Source organism: Hamadaea flava (assembly GCF_024172085.1).
Taxonomy (GTDB): domain Bacteria; phylum Actinomycetota; class Actinomycetes; order Mycobacteriales; family Micromonosporaceae; genus Hamadaea; species Hamadaea flava.
Genome location: NZ_JAMZDZ010000001.1, coordinates 7,012,583 through 7,028,580, shown reverse-complemented (window position 1 = coordinate 7,028,580; position 15,998 = coordinate 7,012,583). Strand labels below are relative to the sequence as shown.

Sequence of the window (15,998 nt, the reverse complement as noted above, 5' to 3'; positions counted from 1 at the left end):
AGTGGCGTTGGTCTCAGCAACATTCATGGTCGCCCCGAGGCAACCCGGCTAGCGTTACGCCCCATGGCAGATGGATCGGTCTATACGTCCAGATCACGGACCCGGCGACGGGTGCGGCGGTACATCATCGCCGGCGGGCTCGCCGTCGTGGTGCTGCTCGGGGCGGCCGGCGTCGGCGGCTGGCTCTACCTGCGCGGCGTCGACAAGAAGGTGGACCGCATCTCGGTCGCCGCGTTGAGCGACAGCAAGAAGTCCAGCACCCCCGAAGGCGTCGCCGCCGGCGCGATGAACATCCTGCTGCTCGGCAGCGACTCCCGGGACCCTGACAAGACCAGCGGCTCGCGTACGGACACGATCATGGTGGCCCACATCAGCGCGGACCACAAAGACGTCCAGCTCGTCTCGATCCCCCGCGACACCTGGGTCTACGTTCCCCAGTCCAGCGACGGCGAGGGCGGCGAATATGCCAAGATCAACAGCGCGTACGCCTGGGGCGGCGCCGACCTGATGGTGCAGACCGTCGAGAAGTTCACCGGTCTCCAGCTCGACCACGTGATGATGATCGACTTCGCGGGCTTCAAGGAGATCATCGACGCCGTCGGGGGCATCGACATCAAGGTGGACAAGACGTTCACCTCGATCCACTCGCCGTACCGGAAGTTCACGAAGAACAAGGCGGGCACCACCACCCACATGGACGGCGCGACCGCGCTCGACTACGCCCGCCAGCGCAAGCAGTTCCCCGATGGCGACTTCGCCCGGATCGCCCACCAGCACCAGATCATCAAGGCGGTCATGGACAAGGCCACCAGCACCGGGACGGTCACCGACCTGACCAAGCTGACCTCGTTCCTCAGCGCCACCGCGAGCGCGATCACCGTCGACGACACCCTGTCGCCGCTCAACCTGGCCTGGGCGCTGCGGGCGATCGGCAGCTCGGACGTCACCTTCCTGACCAACCCCACCGGCAGTACGCCGACCATCGACGGGCAGAGCGTGGTCAAGTCCGACACCGCGAAGGCGACCGAGCTGTGGGAGTCGGTCGGCAACGACACCGTGCCGACCTGGGCGCTGGCCAACCCCTCCTACGTCCGCTGATCCCCACCAACCCCGGCGTCGAGGTGATCGTCGAGGTGATCTAGGCGGGAAATGGTCGCCCAGGCCGCCCCATCCCGCCTAGATCGACTCCGACGCCGTGATCTTGAACGGAAAACGTCGCCCCAGCGACGGAAACCATCCAAGATGGCACCAGCCATGGCCCTCCGTCGAGGCGACCGAAAGCGTCGTCGATGAACTCCTCGAACTCCTCGGGGTCCAGGTCAAGGCCCATCGTCGCGAAGTACTGCCGCAGCTCGTCGGCGGGATACCGGGCCACGGCGAGCGCCGGGAGATGCCGCTTGTGCTCGTCGGGCAGCACCAGCGTGTAGCCCCAGTCGTCGCAGAGCCGGTCCTGTTCCGCGCGGTGCCGGGTGTCGGCCAGATCGACGCCCTGCTCGTCCAGGTACAACACGGTCAACACCAGGCCGTGACCGGGCCAGAGGAAGAGGTCGGGATCGACTTCCTCGGCGGCCGTGTCGAGGAAGTCGTAGGGCGCGGTCGCCTCGGTGGCCAGCGCGGGCAGGCGATCGACGGGCAGGAGGAAAAGGCTGGCGAGGGAGGACACCGCGGCAGCCTAGCGACGCGCAAGGGCGGGCGCACAAGGGCGGGCGCACAGGGGCGCCTGGTCAGGCGAGGGGCCGGAGGTCGTACCGATAGAGGTTGAAGTCCCGCATCACCCCGACAAGGTGAGCGGCGTACGCCGGAGCGGTCGCGTACCCGGCGCGTTGCAGCTCCAGGGCGAACCGGTTCGGGGTGGCCGCGTACCTCATGGCCGTCTTGTAGTACGGCAGCCGAGCCAGCGCCCGTCCGTGGTCTTCGAAGGAGTCCCCCACCCGCCGGTACGCCCGGAACGAGTCCCGAGTGGAGTAGCACCGGGAGGCAGCGCATTCGCGGGTGGCGTACGTCGTGCAGCCGAGCGCGACCGCGCCGGGGTCGCCGAAGCATTTCATGCCGAAGAGATTGTGCTCGGTGACGGCGAGCGGGCTGCGGCCCCAGCCGGATTCGAGGATGGCCTGGGCGATGGTGACCGAGGCGGGCACCTTCCATTTACGGGCGCTGGCCTGGGCCGGCCCGATCACGGACGCCAGGAAGGCCTGGTTCGACGCCGGGGTCGACGGGGCCGCCGCGCCGCACCAGCGCAGCCGCGGTTGGCCGTTGGGCCAGCGCACGAAGGCCGCGGTGACGAAGCGGCGTACGCCGAGCTGGTACCAGACGGGATTGCCGTTGACCGCCTGCGACCAGGCCTGGCACAGCGGCCGGAGTGATCCGGTCACTGTGGACACGATGGCGTGCGAGGTGGCCGGGCCGGATCGCACGTTCAACGGGAACGGCAGGTTCACCACTGCCGTGCCGGCTGGCACAGCGAGCGCGGAGCAGGACGGCGTCGCCGCGCGCCGGGTGGTCCACGACAGGAACGCGTCGGAGGCGTATCCGCCGCTCGTCAGGCGTACCCAGGTCGTCGTGGTGCGGATCGAGCCGACGATCTGCTGTCCGCGTACCCGGCAGGTGACCGAGACAGGCTGGCGATGCGCGAGGCGCGACTGGACGCGGTCGGCGAGACGCGGGCCGGAGCGGACGTTGAGCCCGACCTTGGACTGGACCACCGCGCGCCCAGCACCAGGAGAAAATGCCGCGAAAACCGGCGGAGCGAGCGACAGCGAAAGCCCGACACCGAGCGCAATCGCGGCAAACCTTCGCAGACTTGCCATAAATCGACGATAACCCGTTAATACCTATAAAGTGCGAGAACGGCGTGATCTTCGCCGCTACCCCCGCCCCCGATGCCGGATCATGGCGGTCCACCCGGAACAATGGTCGGTATGCTGACCCGCCCGGATCTCCGTAACGTCGCGATCGTCGCGCACGTCGACCACGGCAAGACCACGCTCGTCGACGCCATGCTCAAGCAGGGCGGGGCGATCCACACCCGCGGCGAGATGGCCGACCGGGTGATGGACTCGATGGATCTCGAACGCGAGAAGGGCATCACCATTCTCGCGAAGAACACCGCGGTCCACTACCAGGGCGCGGACGGCGACTCCGTCACGATCAACATCATCGACACGCCGGGCCACGCCGACTTCGGCGGCGAGGTCGAGCGCGGTCTGACCATGGTCGACGGCGTGGTGCTGCTCGTGGACGCGTCCGAGGGACCGCTGCCGCAGACCCGCTTCGTGCTGCGCAAGGCGCTCAAGGCCAAGCTTCCGATCATCCTCGTGATCAACAAGGTGGACCGTCCCGACGCCCGGATCAAGGAGGTCGTGGACGACACCTACGAGCTGTTCCTCGACCTGGACGCGGACGAGACGCAGATCGACTTCCCGATTGTCTACGCCTGCGCCCGCGACGGCATCGCGTCGCTGAACCAGCCGGAGGACGGCAAGATCCCGGCCGACTCGGAGACGCTGCAGCCGCTGTTCCAGACGCTGCTCGACACCATCCCCGCGCCGACGTACACCGAGGACGCGCCGCTGCAGGCGCACGTGACCAACCTCGACGCCTCGCCGTTCCTGGGCCGGCTCGCGCTGTGCCGCGTACGGGAGGGCGTCATCCGCAAGGGGCAGTCCGTCGCGTGGTGCAAGACCGACGGCTCGACCGACCGCGTACGCATCTCCGAGCTGCTCATGACGGAAGGTCTGGAGCGCAAGCCGGCCGAACAGGCCGGGCCGGGCGACATCATCGCCGTCGCCGGCATCCCGGAGATCATGATCGGTGAGACGCTGGCCGACGCCGAGAACCCGATTCCGCTGCCGCTGATCACGGTGGACGAGCCGGCCATCTCGATGACCATCGGCACCAACACCTCGCCGCTGGTCGGCCGGGTCAAGGGCGCGAAGGTCACCGCCCGCATGGTCAAGGACCGGCTGGACAAGGAACTCGTCGGCAACGTGTCGCTGCGCGTACTGCCGACGGACCGCCCGGACTCCTGGGAGGTGCAGGGCCGTGGTGAGCTGGCGCTGGCCATCCTCGTCGAGCAGATGAAGCGCGAGTCCTACGAACTGACCGTCGGCAAGCCGCAGGTCGTCACCAGGGAGATCGACGGCAAGATCTGCGAGCCGGTCGAGCGGCTCACCATCGACGCCCCCGAGGAGCACCTCGGCGCGATCACCCAGCTGCTGGCCACCCGCAAGGGCCGCATGGAGCAGATGGTCAACCACGGCACCGGCTGGATCCGGATGGAGTGGCTGGTCCCGGCGCGCGGCCTGATCGGCTTCCGCACCGAGTTCCTCACCGACACCCGGGGCACCGGCATCCTGCACCACGTCTTCGAGAAGTACGAGCCGTGGTTCGGCGAGCTGCGTACCCGCAACAACGGGTCGCTGGTCGCCGACCGGTCCGGCCCGGTGACCGCCTTCGCGATGACCAACCTCCAGGAGCGCGGCACCCTGTTCGTGGAGCCCGGCACCGAGGTCTACGAGGGCATGATCGTCGGCGAGAACTCGCGCTCCGACGACATGGACGTCAACATCACCAAGGAGAAGAAGCTCACCAACATGCGCTCCTCCACGGCGGACGAGACCGAGAAGCTCATCCCGCCGCGCAAGCTGTCGCTCGAGCAGGCGCTCGAGTTCTGCCGCGAGGACGAGTGCGTCGAGGTCACTCCGGCCGCCGTGCGCATCCGCAAGGTCACGCTCGACCAGACCCAGCGGGCGCGCGAGACCGCGCGGCGCAAGCACCAGAACTGACTGATACGCACAACGGGGCGGTCCGATTCGGACCGCCCCGTTCGTGTTTCCTCCGAGGGGATCAGCCCTCGCCGACGCAGAGCTTCTTGCCGCCGTCCCGGTTGAGATCGCCGGACATGCGCTCGACCTCGCCGATCGCCGACGCCGGGCAGGACGCGTCCCGGTCGACCACCGAGACGATCACCCCGTCATGCCGTTGCGCGCAGTCGACGATGTCCACGTCGGTGTCGGTGAGCACGGTGACGCACCGGCCGACCTGGTTCTCCGCGGTGTCCTTGGCGGCGGCCCACGCCCCCAGCCCGAGGATGAGGATCGGCACCAGCAGCACGTACGCCAGCGGCCGCAGGAGCAGCGGCTTGCCTGGGTGCGCCGGGCGTACCGGCGCGTCGACGGGCGGGGTCGGCTCGGCCAGGCCGGTCAGCTTCCGCCGGCTGAGCAGGTTGCCGAGCACGACGAACGGGAAGATGAACAGCGACAGCAGGCCGGCCCAGCCGACGCCCACGGTATGTGCGGTGGCCGACCGGAAGACGCTCAGACCGCAGTCGCGGCAGAACGGGCCGGGGTAGGTCACGGTCTGCCGCATGATGAACATGCCGGTGTGGCGCTTGAAGGTCACGTCGACCGCGGGACGGCTGCCGCAGTATCGGCAGCTGATGTCCAGCGCCGGAGCGTGTGGCACTGGAGCCGCCGGCCGGTCCGACAGGTTCGGCGGGAAAAGATCAGTCACGGATGCAGGAGCGTAGCGGGGCGACGCGCGTCGCGCCGCCCCGTTTTCACCGCCGTTCGGCCGGCGATCAGTACTGCGAGCAGGGGCAGCTGACCATCAGCGCCCGGACCGGCCGGACGTAGTCCGGATTCGGGATGACGATGTGGTCGCCGACCTCAACGTTGCCCGGCCCGTAGTTGTAGGCCGCGATCACCGCGTTGAGCAGGCACGGCGTCTGATAGTCGGGCACTGCGGGATCGGTGCTCACGCAGTCGGCCGCGTCGAGGGTGTAGTCGCTGCCGAAGTACGCGGAGCCGAAGTACGCGATGAGCCACTGGAGATACTCCGCGCCGATCATCGTGTTGCCGCCGAGGGTGTGCAGGTCGTAGCTGGTGCCGAAGCGCTGGTTCATCCAGGTGGCGGTGTCCGGCATGATCTGCATCGTCCCGATGCCGCCGTCGCAGGCGACGATCGTCGACTGCCAGCCGCTCTCCATCCAGGCAACCGCTTTGATCAGGGCCGGTGGGAGAGTCACGCTCGCATATCGGGGGTCGTTCGCCCAGAACGGCTTCTGCGCGGCGGTTTCGAGCGCGACCCGGACGTCCGCCTTGGCGGCGTCGACACCCTCATGGAAGGGGCAGCCGGTCCCCGGGTGCAGACCGCTTCGCCGGGGCAGGGTCGGCGGGAGGGCCTCGGAGATGTCGGAACGGCGCGGCAAGGGCACTCCGGCGTTGCTGCGGCGCACTTTCGGCGTACCGGCCGAGGTCGACGTGGAGGGTGAGGCCGCGACGGCCGCCCCGGACGACGGTGTCGCCGACGGAGCTGCCACCTGGCCCGCCGGAGCGACGGCCGGCTCGTCGGCGGCGGCCGGAGTGGCCTCGGCCGACGTGGACGACGACGTCGCGACGTCGGCGAAACCCCATGCGGCCAGTCCGGCCAGGCTGACGCCCGCCAAGGTCACGGCGAGTGGGACAGCGAACCACGATTTACGCATACTGGTGTTCCTCCCCGTGCTCCAGTACGAACCTCGGAACCGTACCCGTCTAGGCCGATGGCGGCCACTCGGGACGGGGAATCGATTCCCGACCAGGTAGCGTGCTGGACCATGACGCCCGAACTCGACGCCCTCACCCCGGAGCTGGATTCGCTGGTCGCCGACGGAAACGGCACCATCTCGATCTGGGCCGGGCCCGTCGGGGGGCCGCCCGCGTACGCCCGCGACGCCGACGCGACCCACTACGCGGCGAGCACGATGAAGGCCGCGGTGCTGGTCGCCTTGTACCGCCTGGCGGAGGCGGGCGAGCTGAGCCTCGACGACGAGATCGAGATCCGCAACGAGTTCCCCTCGGTCTGGCCGGGGGCGGGCGACTTCTCGATCGACGTCACCGACGACAACGACGACGAGGTCACCGACCGGCTCGGGCAGCGGACCACCCTCGGCTGGCTGGCCGAGCGCATGATCGTGCGGTCGAGCAACCTGGCCACCAACCTCGTGATCTCCCGAGTAGGCGTCGCGCCCGTGGCCGAGGTCTGGCGATCGGTCGGCGCCCGGCACTCCGTCACCGGCCGGGGCATCGAGGACGCGGCCGCCCGCGCCGAGGGCGTGACGAACCTGGTCACCGCGGCCGACCTGGCCGCCCTGTTCTCCGCGATCGCCGACGGGAGCGCCGCCTCGGCCGACAGCTGCACGGCGATGCTGCGCACTCTGCAGGCCCAGGAGTACCGCGAGGACCTGCCGGCGGGGTTGCCGCCGGGCACCCCGGTCGCCGCGAAGAACGGCTGGGTGACCGGCGTACGCCACGGGGCGGGGGTCGTTCTGCCCGCCGGCGAGCCGCCGTTCACCCTCGTGGTGTGCACGACGACGCTGCTCGGCGAGACCGAAGGGGCCGCCCTGGTGGCCCGGATCGCGGCGGCGGCCTGGCGGGACCGAAAAGCCTTCACATAAAGTGGCCTGGTGCCGATCGTCGAAGTGCGCACGCACCGCCTCACCGCTCCCCTGCACACCCCGTTCGTCACCGCGCTGCGGCGGACGACGCACGTCGCGAGCCTGATCGTCGAACTCGTCGACGAAGACGGCCGGTCGGGCTTCGGCGAGGCGCCGCAAGTCTGGCAGGTCACCGGGGACAGCATCGACGGCTCGCGGGCCTGCGTCGAGCAGATCCTCGGGCCGCTGGTCACCGGCGCCGACCCGGCCGAGGTCGTCGGGCTCAGCCGGGCCGTCGAACGGGCGGTCGTCGGGAACGAGGCGGCCAAGACGGCCATCGACTGCGCGCTGCACGATCTGGCCGCTCGCCGCACCGGACTTCCCCTGGTACGCACGCTGGGCGGCGCTGCGCTGAGCGTACAAACTGATGTGACCCTGTCGGCCGGTGAAGCCGACGGCCTGCGCGAAGCCGCCACCGCGCGGGTCAAGGAGGGTTTCACCACCCTGAAGCTGAAGGTGGGCACCGACGCCGTCGGCGACCTGGCCCGGATCCAAGCGGTACGCGAAGCCGCCGGGCCGGGCGTGACGATCCGCCTGGACGCCAACCAGGGTTGGACCGCGCGGGACGCGGTGAAGATCATCCACGGTCTGGAGGACGCCCGGCTGGGCATCGAGTTCGTGGAGCAGCCGGTGCCGCGTTGGGACCTCGAGGGCCTGGCCTGGGTGAGCGAGCGGGTCGACACCCCGATCATGGCCGACGAGTCGGTGTTCGGCGTGCGGGACCTGGTCGAGGTGATCCGGCGGCGCGCGGCCGATCTCGTCAACGTCAAGCTGGCCAAGTGCGGCGGCCTGACGAACGCCAGGACGCTGCTGGAACTGGCCCGCGCACACGGCCTCGGCACGGTCGTCGGCTCGATGATGGAAGGCCCGATCGGCATCGGCGCGGCCGCCTCGCTGGTCGCCGCCTACCCGACCACCGCGGTCAGCGACCTCGACGCCGCGTGGTGGCTGGCCTCGTCCCCCGTGACCGGCGGCATCCGGTACGAGGGTTCGGCCGTCGTCCTGCCGGACGCGCCAGGACTGGGCGTCTCGCTGTGACGGCCCGGATCGGGGTCGCCACCGCGACTTTGTTCCGCGAACCGACGACCGACCGGCCGCTGGATGCCCCCGCCCTCGCCCCGGTCACCGACGTACGCAAATGGGTCGCGTCGCTGGAACCGGCCGAACGGCTGCGGACCGCCGTGGTCAGTCAGGCGCTGCTGGGCGAACCCGCGATCGTCGACTCCACTGTCGACGGCTGGTCCAAGGTGGTGCTCACCGGGCAGCCCGCGACCGACCTCGATCCGCGCGGCTATCCGGGGTGGCTGCCGTCCTGCCAGCTCGCTCCATCCGTTGCCGCCTCCGCGGCTTCCTTGGCGGCTTCCGGTCTGACGGACTCCTCGGCTGGTGCGGACCTCGTGGTCGCCGTGACCGCGACGACGCTGCGCGACGTGCCCGACGGCGACCTCGTGCTGCCCGCCGTCGTCCTCGGTACGCGACTCCGCCGAGCGCCGCTCACCGGACCGGGCCGCTCCACCACCTCCGCCAGCGGCTGGTGCGCCGTGGACGTGCCCGGCCACCCGGAACCGTTGTGGGCGCGCAGCCTCGACCTGGCTCCCGCGCCCACCACCGTGACCCCCCGAGAAGTGCTCAAAACCGCGGCGATGCTGCGCGAGACGCCGTACGTGTGGGGTGGGCTGTCGCCGTTCGGCATCGACTGCTCCGGCCTCGTCCACCTCTCCTGGCGACGGCACGGGGTCACCCTGCCCCGGGACGCGTACAACCAGGCGGCCTACACCACACCCATCCCGTTCGGCACCGAACGGCCCGGCGACCTCTACTTCTTCGCGCGCCCGGGGCAGCGGGTGCACCACGTCGGATTCGTCGCCTCGGCACCACGCGGCGACACCCGGATCATGCTGCACGCGTGCTCCGAACAACGGGAAGTCGTGATCGAAGAGGTACGCGGAAAGCGGGCGGACACGCTCGTCGCTGCTCATCGCGTCCCGCTCTGACGCTCCCGCTCGCCCCGCCCTTTCCCGTTGATCATGGACTTTCGGTCATGATCGACCGGCGTGTCGTGTGCCGTGCACCCTGATCAACTCCGCGGCACCCTGATCAACTCCGAGGCACTGGGTTCCCCGGCACCCGAACGGCTCCTGCCGCACCTTGGTCGGCTCCGCCGCACTCGGTGCCGGATCTCCGCTGGACTCGCGCGGCGTTCACCCGAGCCCGAAGCGGCGTTCACCCGCGCGCCGAAGCCGCGCTCGCCCGACCCCGAAACGGCGTTCACCCGAGCTCCGAAACGATCTCCGGAAGGCCACGCACCCCACGACGCCAAGATCAGGTACGTGGGCTTCCGGAGATCACGAGCGCGACGCCCCGGCCGCGCCCGAGTGCGGGCATACGACGTTCGCCGCGCACCCGCGCGGGGAGCGTCAGCCCTGGCCGCGTACCCGGTGCGACTCGTCACGCGAAGAGGTCGGCTGATCGCGAGAGGACTCCGGCCGAGCATCCCCCGAGCCGGCCGACGGACCAGTCGACGGAGCCGACGGATCGGCCGAGGAACCAGAAGAGGTGCCGGCGGAGGACTGCGCTGCGGAGGCGAGCGCCGCCTCCTTCCGAGCATCTCGGCTGGATTTGATCAGGCTGGCGATCGTCGCGATGACGAGCGTACCGATGATCACGGTGAGCGAGAGCCAGATCGGCACGTGGGGCGCCCAGCTGACGGGCTCGCCGCCGTTGATGAACGGCACGTTGTTCGTGGCGAGCGCTTCGAGGAACAGCTTCACGCCGATGAACGCGAGGACGACCGACAGCCCGATCGACAGGTAGACGAGCCGGTCGAGTAGTCCGCCGAGCAGGAAGTACAGCTGGCGCAGACCCATCAGCGCGAACACGTTCGCGGTGAAGACCAGGTACGGCTCCTTCGTCAGGCCGAAGATCGCCGGGATGGAGTCGAGCGCGAAGATCAGGTCGGTGGTGCCGATCGCGATCATCACGATGAGCATCGGGGTGAACAGGAGTCTGCCGTTGACCCGGGTGGTGAGCTTCGCACCGTCGGACTGCTTGCTCATCGGCAGGATCCGGCGCGCCGTCCGGATCATGATGTTCTCCTTGTAGTCGCCTTCGTCGTCCTCGCCGTGCTTGACCAGGCCCCAAGCGGTGTAGATCAGGAAGGCGCCGAAGATGTAGAAGACCCAGGAGAACCGGCTCACCACGGCCGCGCCGGCCGCGATGAACGCGCCACGCATGACGAGCGCTATCACGATGCCGACCAGCAAGACCTTCTGCTGGTAGATGCGCGGCACCGCGAAGCGGGCCATGATGATCACGAAGACGAAGAGGTTGTCGACGGAGAGGCTGTATTCGGTCAGCCAGCCGGCGAAGAACTCACCGCCGTACTGTGCGCCGTGCGAGATGTAGACCCAGACGCCGAACAGCACCGCCAGGCCCACGTAGAACGTGACCCACAGCGACGATTCCTTGAATGACGGCTCGTGGGGTCTCCGGCCGACGATCATGAGATCGACGACCAGTAGAGCCACCAGGGCTACCAGGGTGATGGTCCATTCCAGCGTGGACACGTTCATGCAGAGATCCTCCGGTCGGCAGCGTGATGCCCCGGAGGTCTCTCCCGCCACGTGCTGACGCTCGTGACCGGCGGCCCCGGGTTCCGATGTGCGAACCGTGCTGACGAAGCCGCCGCGGGGGATACTCCCCTCCCAGTCGGGCTCCATTGTTGCTCACGAAGTCCCCCCAGGCCCAACAGGGGTGGGCGGCACGCCGTGGCAGGATGCCGTCATGGTGTTGGAGATCGCACAATTCGAGATCACGCCGGGTGCGGAGGAGGCGTTCGAGGCCGCGTACGTCGAGGGCCGGGCGCTCCTCGCGCAGACGCCGGGCTTCCGCGACGCGCGCATGACGCGCGGCGTCGAGTCCCCGTCCCGTTTCGTCCTGCTTGTCGAGTGGGACACCGTCGAGGCCCATGAGGTCGGCTTCCGCGGTTCCGACCGCTTCCCGGCCTGGCGCGCGCTCATCGGCCCGCACTTCGCCGAGCCTCCGGTGGTCGAGCACTTCGCGTACCTGCCGTGAAACTGGTCGCCGCGGACGGCGTACAAATCGATGCACATCATGACCCAGGCCCGCGGGACCTGGCCTTCGTGCTGGCTCATGGCTTCACGGGGGCCTGGAACAAGCCGGCGGTACGCCGGGCGGGGGCGGTCTTCGCCCGGCACGGGGGTGTGGTGTCCTTCGATTTCCGAGGGCACGGCCGGTCCGGGGGCCGGTCGACGGTGGGCGATCGGGAGATCGACGATCTCGAAGCCGCCGTGGCGTGGGCGCGCGAGCTGGGCTACGGCAGGATCGCCACGATCGGCTTCTCCATGGGCGCGTCCGTCGCGATCCGGCACGCCGCGTTGATCCGTGGGGTCGACGCGGTCGCCGCGGTCAGCGGGCCGGCGCGGTGGTACTACCGGGGCACCGTGCCGATGCGGCGGGTCCACTGGGTGATCGAGAAGCCGACGGGACGGCTCGTGAGCCGGGTCGTGCTGCGTACGCGGATCGCCAGCGAAGGCTGGAGTCCGGTGCCGCCCGCGCCCTTCGAGGTGGTCGGCAAGGTCACGCCGACGCCGTTGCTCGTCGTGCACGGCGACCAGGACGCGTACTTCCCGTTGGAGCACGCACACCAGCTCTTCGACGCCGCCGCCGAACCCAAGGAGCTTTGGATCGAGCACGGCTTCGGCCACGCCGAGAACGCGGCGCCGCCCGAGTTGCTGGAACGCATCGCCCAGTGGGTCATGCGCTCCTGACCTCGGCCGTCGCGGGCGGCATCGGGCCGGCCGGGCCGCCGAGGAAGTCCCGCAACACCAGCGCGACCTGATCGGGTGCGGCCGCGATCGGCCCCGGACCCGAACCCAGGGCGACACCGCGTACGGCGTCGGCCCAGACCTGCCAGCGGGCGACCAGATCGGCGCCCTCGGTGCTCCACAGCACCAGCGTCGGGCACGTGATCCGCGCCGGAGCCTCCAACGGCAGCGCGTCGATCACCACGAGGTGACTCACCAGCTCCGGATGATCCGTGGCAAGCCGCTGCGCCACGTACGCCCCACGATCCGGTCCGACGACGGCGAAGTTCCGGTGCCCGAGCTGCGCCATCAGGCGTACGCAGTCTGCGGCCTGCTGGGCGGGTTCACCGAAGGGCGACAGATCCGGGCACACGACGGTGAAGCCGACGGACAGCATCGGCGCCACCTCGTGCCACGTCTTCGGCGTACGCGGCAGCCTCGGCGTACGCGGACGGCCAGGCATGTTCAGCCGACCGCCGCTGTTCAGCCGACCGCCGCTGTTCGGCCGGCCGGGCAGCAGCAGGACCGGCGGACCCGAACCGCCGGTCCAGGCTCGCAGAATCAGGCCGCCGCCGACGTCCACCCGTCGCTGCTGGAATCCCTCGAACACCGCGCGCAGATTCCCATCCAGTCGCGGTGTCCAAACAAGACGCAGCTCAGAGCGCGACCTCCATGGTCCGCAACTCCTTCTTCAGTTCCTGCATCTCGTCCCGGATCCGGGCGGCCAGCTCGAACTGCAACTCCCCGGCAGCGGCGAGCATCTGCCCGTTGAGATCGGTGATGAGCCGCGCCAGCTCCTCGCGCGCCATGCCCTGCGTCTTCGCCTCGATCCGGCCCTTGTTGCGGCTGGACGCGGTCGGCGTCGGCGTCTTGCCCCGGCTCTGCGCCCGGCCGCTGCCCATCCCCGAACTGGTGACGACCGCGCCACCCGGGCCGTGCCCGGCCAGGGCGCTCTCGGTCTCCTCGGCCTCCCGGTAGATGTCGTCGAGGATGTCGTGGATCTTCTTCCGCAACGGTTGCGGGTCGACCCCGTTCGCCTCGTTGTACGCGACCTGCTTCGCCCGACGCCGGTTGGTCTCCTCGATCGCGTTCGCCATCGACGGGGTGATCTTGTCCGCGTACATGTGGACCTCGCCGGAGACGTTTCGCGCCGCGCGGCCGATGGTCTGGATCAGCGACGTGCCGGAGCGCAGGAAGCCCTCCTTGTCGGCGTCGAGGATCGCGACCAGCGAGACCTCGGGGAGGTCGAGACCCTCGCGGAGCAGGTTGATGCCGACGAGGACGTCGTAGTCGCCCTTGCGCAGCTCTTTGAGCAGCTCGACCCGGCGCAGGGTGTCGACCTCGGAGTGCAGGTACCGCACCCGGATGCCGTGCTCCAGCAGATAGTCGGTGAGATCCTCGGCCATCTTCTTGGTCAGCGTCGTCACCAGTACGCGCTCGTCCTTGGCGGTCCGCAGGTTGATCTCGTGCATCAGATCGTCGATCTGACCCTTGGTCTTCTTGACCACCACCTGCGGGTCGACCAGGCCGGTCGGGCGGATGACCTGCTCGACGAACTCGCCGCCGCTCTGCCGCAGCTCCCAGGGGCCCGGGGTGGCGGAGAGGAAGACCTGCTGACCGACCCGTTCCAGGAACTCGTCGAACCGCAGCGGGCGGTTGTCCATCGCCGACGGCAGCCGGAAGCCGTGCTCCACCAGGACGCGCTTGCGGGAGGCGTCGCCCTCGTACATGCCGCCGATCTGGGGCACCGTCACATGCGACTCGTCGATGACGGTCAGAAAGTCGTCGGGGAAGTAGTCGAGCAGGCAGTGCGGTGGGCTGCCCGCCTCGCGCCAGTCGATGTGCCGGGAGTAGTTCTCGATGCCCGAGCAGAACCCGACCTGGCGCATCATCTCGATGTCGTAGCTGGTCCGCATCCGCAGCCGCTGCGCCTCCAGGAGCTTGCCCTGCCGCTCCAACTCGGCCAGCCGCTCCTCCAGCTCCTTCTCGATGCCGATCAGCGCGCGCTCCATCCGCTCCGGCCCGGCGGTGTAGTGCGTCGCCGGGAAGACCAGCAGCTGGTCGACCTCGCGGACCACGTCACCGGTCAACGGGTGCAGATAGGACAGTCGCTCGACCTCGTCACCGAACATCTCGATGCGGATCGCCAGCTCCTCATAAGCCGGGATGATCTCCAGCGTGTCCCCGCGTACGCGGAAAGTGCCACGGTTGAACGCGATGTCGTTACGCGCGTATTGAATGTCGACCAACCGCCGCAGCAGCTGGTCGCGGTCCAGCTCCTCGCCCTTGACGATCTTCACCGTGCGGTCGAGGTATTCCTGCGGCGTCCCGAGGCCGTAGATGGCGCTGACGGTGGCCACCACGACCACGTCCCGCCGGGTCAGCAGCGACATCGTCGCCGAGTGGCGCAGCCGCTCGACCTCCTCGTTGATCGAGGAGTCCTTCTCGATGTAGGTGTCCGTCTGCGGGATGTACGCCTCAGGCTGGTAGTAGTCGTAATAGCTCACGAAGTATTCGACGGCGTTGTTGGGCATCAGCTCGCGGAACTCCTTGGCGAGCTGGGCGCACAGCGTCTTGTTGGGGGCCAGCACCAACGTCGGCCGTTGCAGCTTCTCGACGAGCCACGCGGTCGTCGCACTCTTGCCCGTGCCGGTCGCGCCCATCAGGACGACGTGCTTCTCCCCCGCCCGGACCCGCCGCTCGAGGTCGGCGATCGCCGTCGGCTGGTCGCCCGAGGGGACGTAGTCACTGATGACCTCGAACGTGCCGTCGATGCGGGGAATCTCCAAACCCATGCCATCCAACCTAACGCCTGCGTATGACATCGCACCTTGATCGACCTCGCCCAGAGGGGCGATCCGGGTCGATATTGCGATTGTGTGACGTGAACCATCCGAGTACCGTCAATAGCCGTAGGCCGCTCGCGGCGGCCGACCGGGGCTGTGATCGGACCTCCACACCGGCCGATCCCCTCGGCGCTGGGTCGCTGCTCCCGCGGCGACGTCACCGCTGTCCCAAACGGCGAGGGCGTCGCGGGCCCGGTGAGCGCACCCCTGTGGTCGCGCGCCTAGCGCGCTGACCGGCCGCCGCGGGCGTCCTTACGTTCTGCGGCTTCCTTTGCGCCTAGTCTCACCTGCTGGCAACGCGGCAACCCGTCTCCCTGTTCCCACCACTCCCCCCTTGTTGCGGCCACACCCTCCCGCGCCCTGCGCACCCTCCCCGCCCCGCGCTGCCGCCATGCCCCGCTCCGCGCTCGCCCCGCCCTACGGGCCGCCGCCCTACGCACCCTCCCGCCCTACGGGCCGTGCCGCCCCGCGCGCTAGCCCCGCGCGCTCGCACGCCGCTCCGTCCCGCGCGCTCGCACGCCGCTCCGTTAGGAGCAGATCAGGGATGTACATGCGATCTTGGGCGGTTTAAGCATGCATATCCGTGATCTGCCGCAAACGGAGCGGCGTGCGGGCCGCCGGGCGGACGCGCCGCCGGGCGGTGGACGCCAAGCGATGCGGCGGCGCGGCGGCGGCCCGGCGGCAGCGCGGCGTGACGCGAGCGAAGCGGGGCGGAGCGGGGCGGAGCGGGGCGGAGCGCCCCGCTCGTTCGCACGCCGCTCCGTTAGGAGCAGATCAGGGATGTACATGCGATCTTGGGCGGTTTAAGCATGCATATCCGTGATCTGCCGCAAACGGAGCGGCGTCCGGGCC

At 69.4% G+C, this 15,998-nt stretch carries 13 protein-coding genes and 1 pseudogene; 7 read left to right on the top strand and 7 right to left on the bottom strand.

Going from position 1 to position 15,998, the window contains the following annotated elements; genetic code table 11:
* Positions 1-111: 111 nt before the first annotated feature.
* Positions 112-1,098, top strand: a complete 987-nt coding sequence (locus tag HDA40_RS33005; protein ID WP_253761701.1) for an LCP family protein — start codon at positions 112-114, stop codon at positions 1,096-1,098.
* Positions 1,099-1,138: 40 nt separating this feature from the next.
* On the opposite strand, the gene HDA40_RS33000 is transcribed toward HDA40_RS33005, so the two are convergent.
* Positions 1,139-1,663 (bottom strand): hypothetical protein, encoded by a 525-nt coding sequence (locus HDA40_RS33000; RefSeq protein ID WP_253761700.1) that lies wholly within the window; start codon positions 1,661-1,663, stop codon positions 1,139-1,141.
* 61 nt (positions 1,664-1,724) lie between these two features.
* On the bottom strand, positions 1,725-2,702 hold the full coding sequence (gsmA, locus tag HDA40_RS32995; RefSeq protein ID WP_253761699.1) for a sporangiospore maturation cell wall hydrolase GsmA: 978 nt from the start codon (positions 2,700-2,702) through the stop codon (positions 1,725-1,727).
* Between the two features lie 216 nt (positions 2,703-2,918).
* Between gsmA and typA the strand changes: the two genes are divergently transcribed.
* On the top strand, positions 2,919-4,784 hold the full coding sequence (gene typA / locus HDA40_RS32990) for a translational GTPase TypA (RefSeq protein WP_253761698.1): 1,866 nt from the start codon (positions 2,919-2,921) through the stop codon (positions 4,782-4,784).
* A gap of 61 nt (positions 4,785-4,845) precedes the next feature.
* On the opposite strand, the gene HDA40_RS32985 is transcribed toward typA, so the two are convergent.
* Positions 4,846-5,511, bottom strand: a complete 666-nt coding sequence (locus HDA40_RS32985) for a hypothetical protein (protein WP_253761697.1) — start codon at positions 5,509-5,511, stop codon at positions 4,846-4,848.
* 67 nt (positions 5,512-5,578) lie between these two features.
* The gene (locus tag HDA40_RS32980) at positions 5,579-6,484 is read right to left on the bottom strand and encodes a transglycosylase SLT domain-containing protein (RefSeq protein ID WP_253761696.1); all 906 of its coding nucleotides are present in this window, start codon (positions 6,482-6,484) and stop codon (positions 5,579-5,581) included.
* Between the two features lie 111 nt (positions 6,485-6,595).
* Here HDA40_RS32980 and HDA40_RS32975 point away from each other — a divergent pair, with 111 nt between their 5' ends.
* The 3 genes from HDA40_RS32975 to HDA40_RS32965 are packed head-to-tail and all read left to right on the top strand — an operon-like array spanning position 6,596 to position 9,468.
* Positions 6,596-7,435: a serine hydrolase gene (locus HDA40_RS32975; protein WP_253761695.1), complete on the top strand. Its 840-nt coding sequence runs from the start codon at positions 6,596-6,598 to the stop codon at positions 7,433-7,435.
* Positions 7,436-7,444: 9 nt separating this feature from the next.
* Positions 7,445-8,512, top strand: a complete 1,068-nt coding sequence (locus tag HDA40_RS32970) for a mandelate racemase/muconate lactonizing enzyme family protein (RefSeq protein ID WP_253761694.1) — start codon at positions 7,445-7,447, stop codon at positions 8,510-8,512.
* A complete protein-coding gene (locus HDA40_RS32965) occupies positions 8,509-9,468 on the top strand; it encodes a C40 family peptidase (protein ID WP_253761693.1) in 960 nt (319 codons plus the stop codon). Before HDA40_RS32970 ends, HDA40_RS32965 begins: the two co-directional genes overlap by 4 nt.
* A 588-nt stretch (positions 9,469-10,056) precedes the next feature.
* On the opposite strand, the pseudogene HDA40_RS32960 reads toward HDA40_RS32965, so the two are convergent.
* Positions 10,057-11,046: pseudogene (locus tag HDA40_RS32960) on the bottom strand (TerC family protein); the annotation flags it as partial.
* A 211-nt stretch (positions 11,047-11,257) separates the two neighbouring features.
* Here HDA40_RS32960 and HDA40_RS32955 point away from each other — a divergent pair.
* Positions 11,258-11,548 carry an antibiotic biosynthesis monooxygenase family protein gene (locus HDA40_RS32955; protein ID WP_253761692.1) on the top strand — a complete coding sequence of 97 codons (291 nt, stop codon included), beginning with the start codon at positions 11,258-11,260 and terminating at the stop codon, positions 11,546-11,548.
* Positions 11,545-12,264 carry an alpha/beta hydrolase gene (locus HDA40_RS32950; protein ID WP_253761691.1) on the top strand — a complete coding sequence of 240 codons (720 nt, stop codon included), beginning with the start codon at positions 11,545-11,547 and terminating at the stop codon, positions 12,262-12,264. The genes HDA40_RS32955 and HDA40_RS32950 overlap by 4 nt, the downstream gene beginning before the upstream one ends.
* Here the strand turns inward: HDA40_RS32950 and HDA40_RS32945 are convergent.
* The gene (locus tag HDA40_RS32945) at positions 12,251-12,910 is read right to left on the bottom strand and encodes an alpha/beta fold hydrolase (protein ID WP_253761690.1); all 660 of its coding nucleotides are present in this window, start codon (positions 12,908-12,910) and stop codon (positions 12,251-12,253) included. The two genes, HDA40_RS32950 and HDA40_RS32945, sit on opposite strands and share 14 nt — an antisense overlap.
* 46 nt (positions 12,911-12,956) lie before the next feature.
* The gene (gene uvrB / locus HDA40_RS32940) at positions 12,957-15,095 is read right to left on the bottom strand and encodes an excinuclease ABC subunit UvrB (RefSeq protein ID WP_253761689.1); all 2,139 of its coding nucleotides are present in this window, start codon (positions 15,093-15,095) and stop codon (positions 12,957-12,959) included.
* Positions 15,096-15,998: the final 903 nt, after the last annotated feature.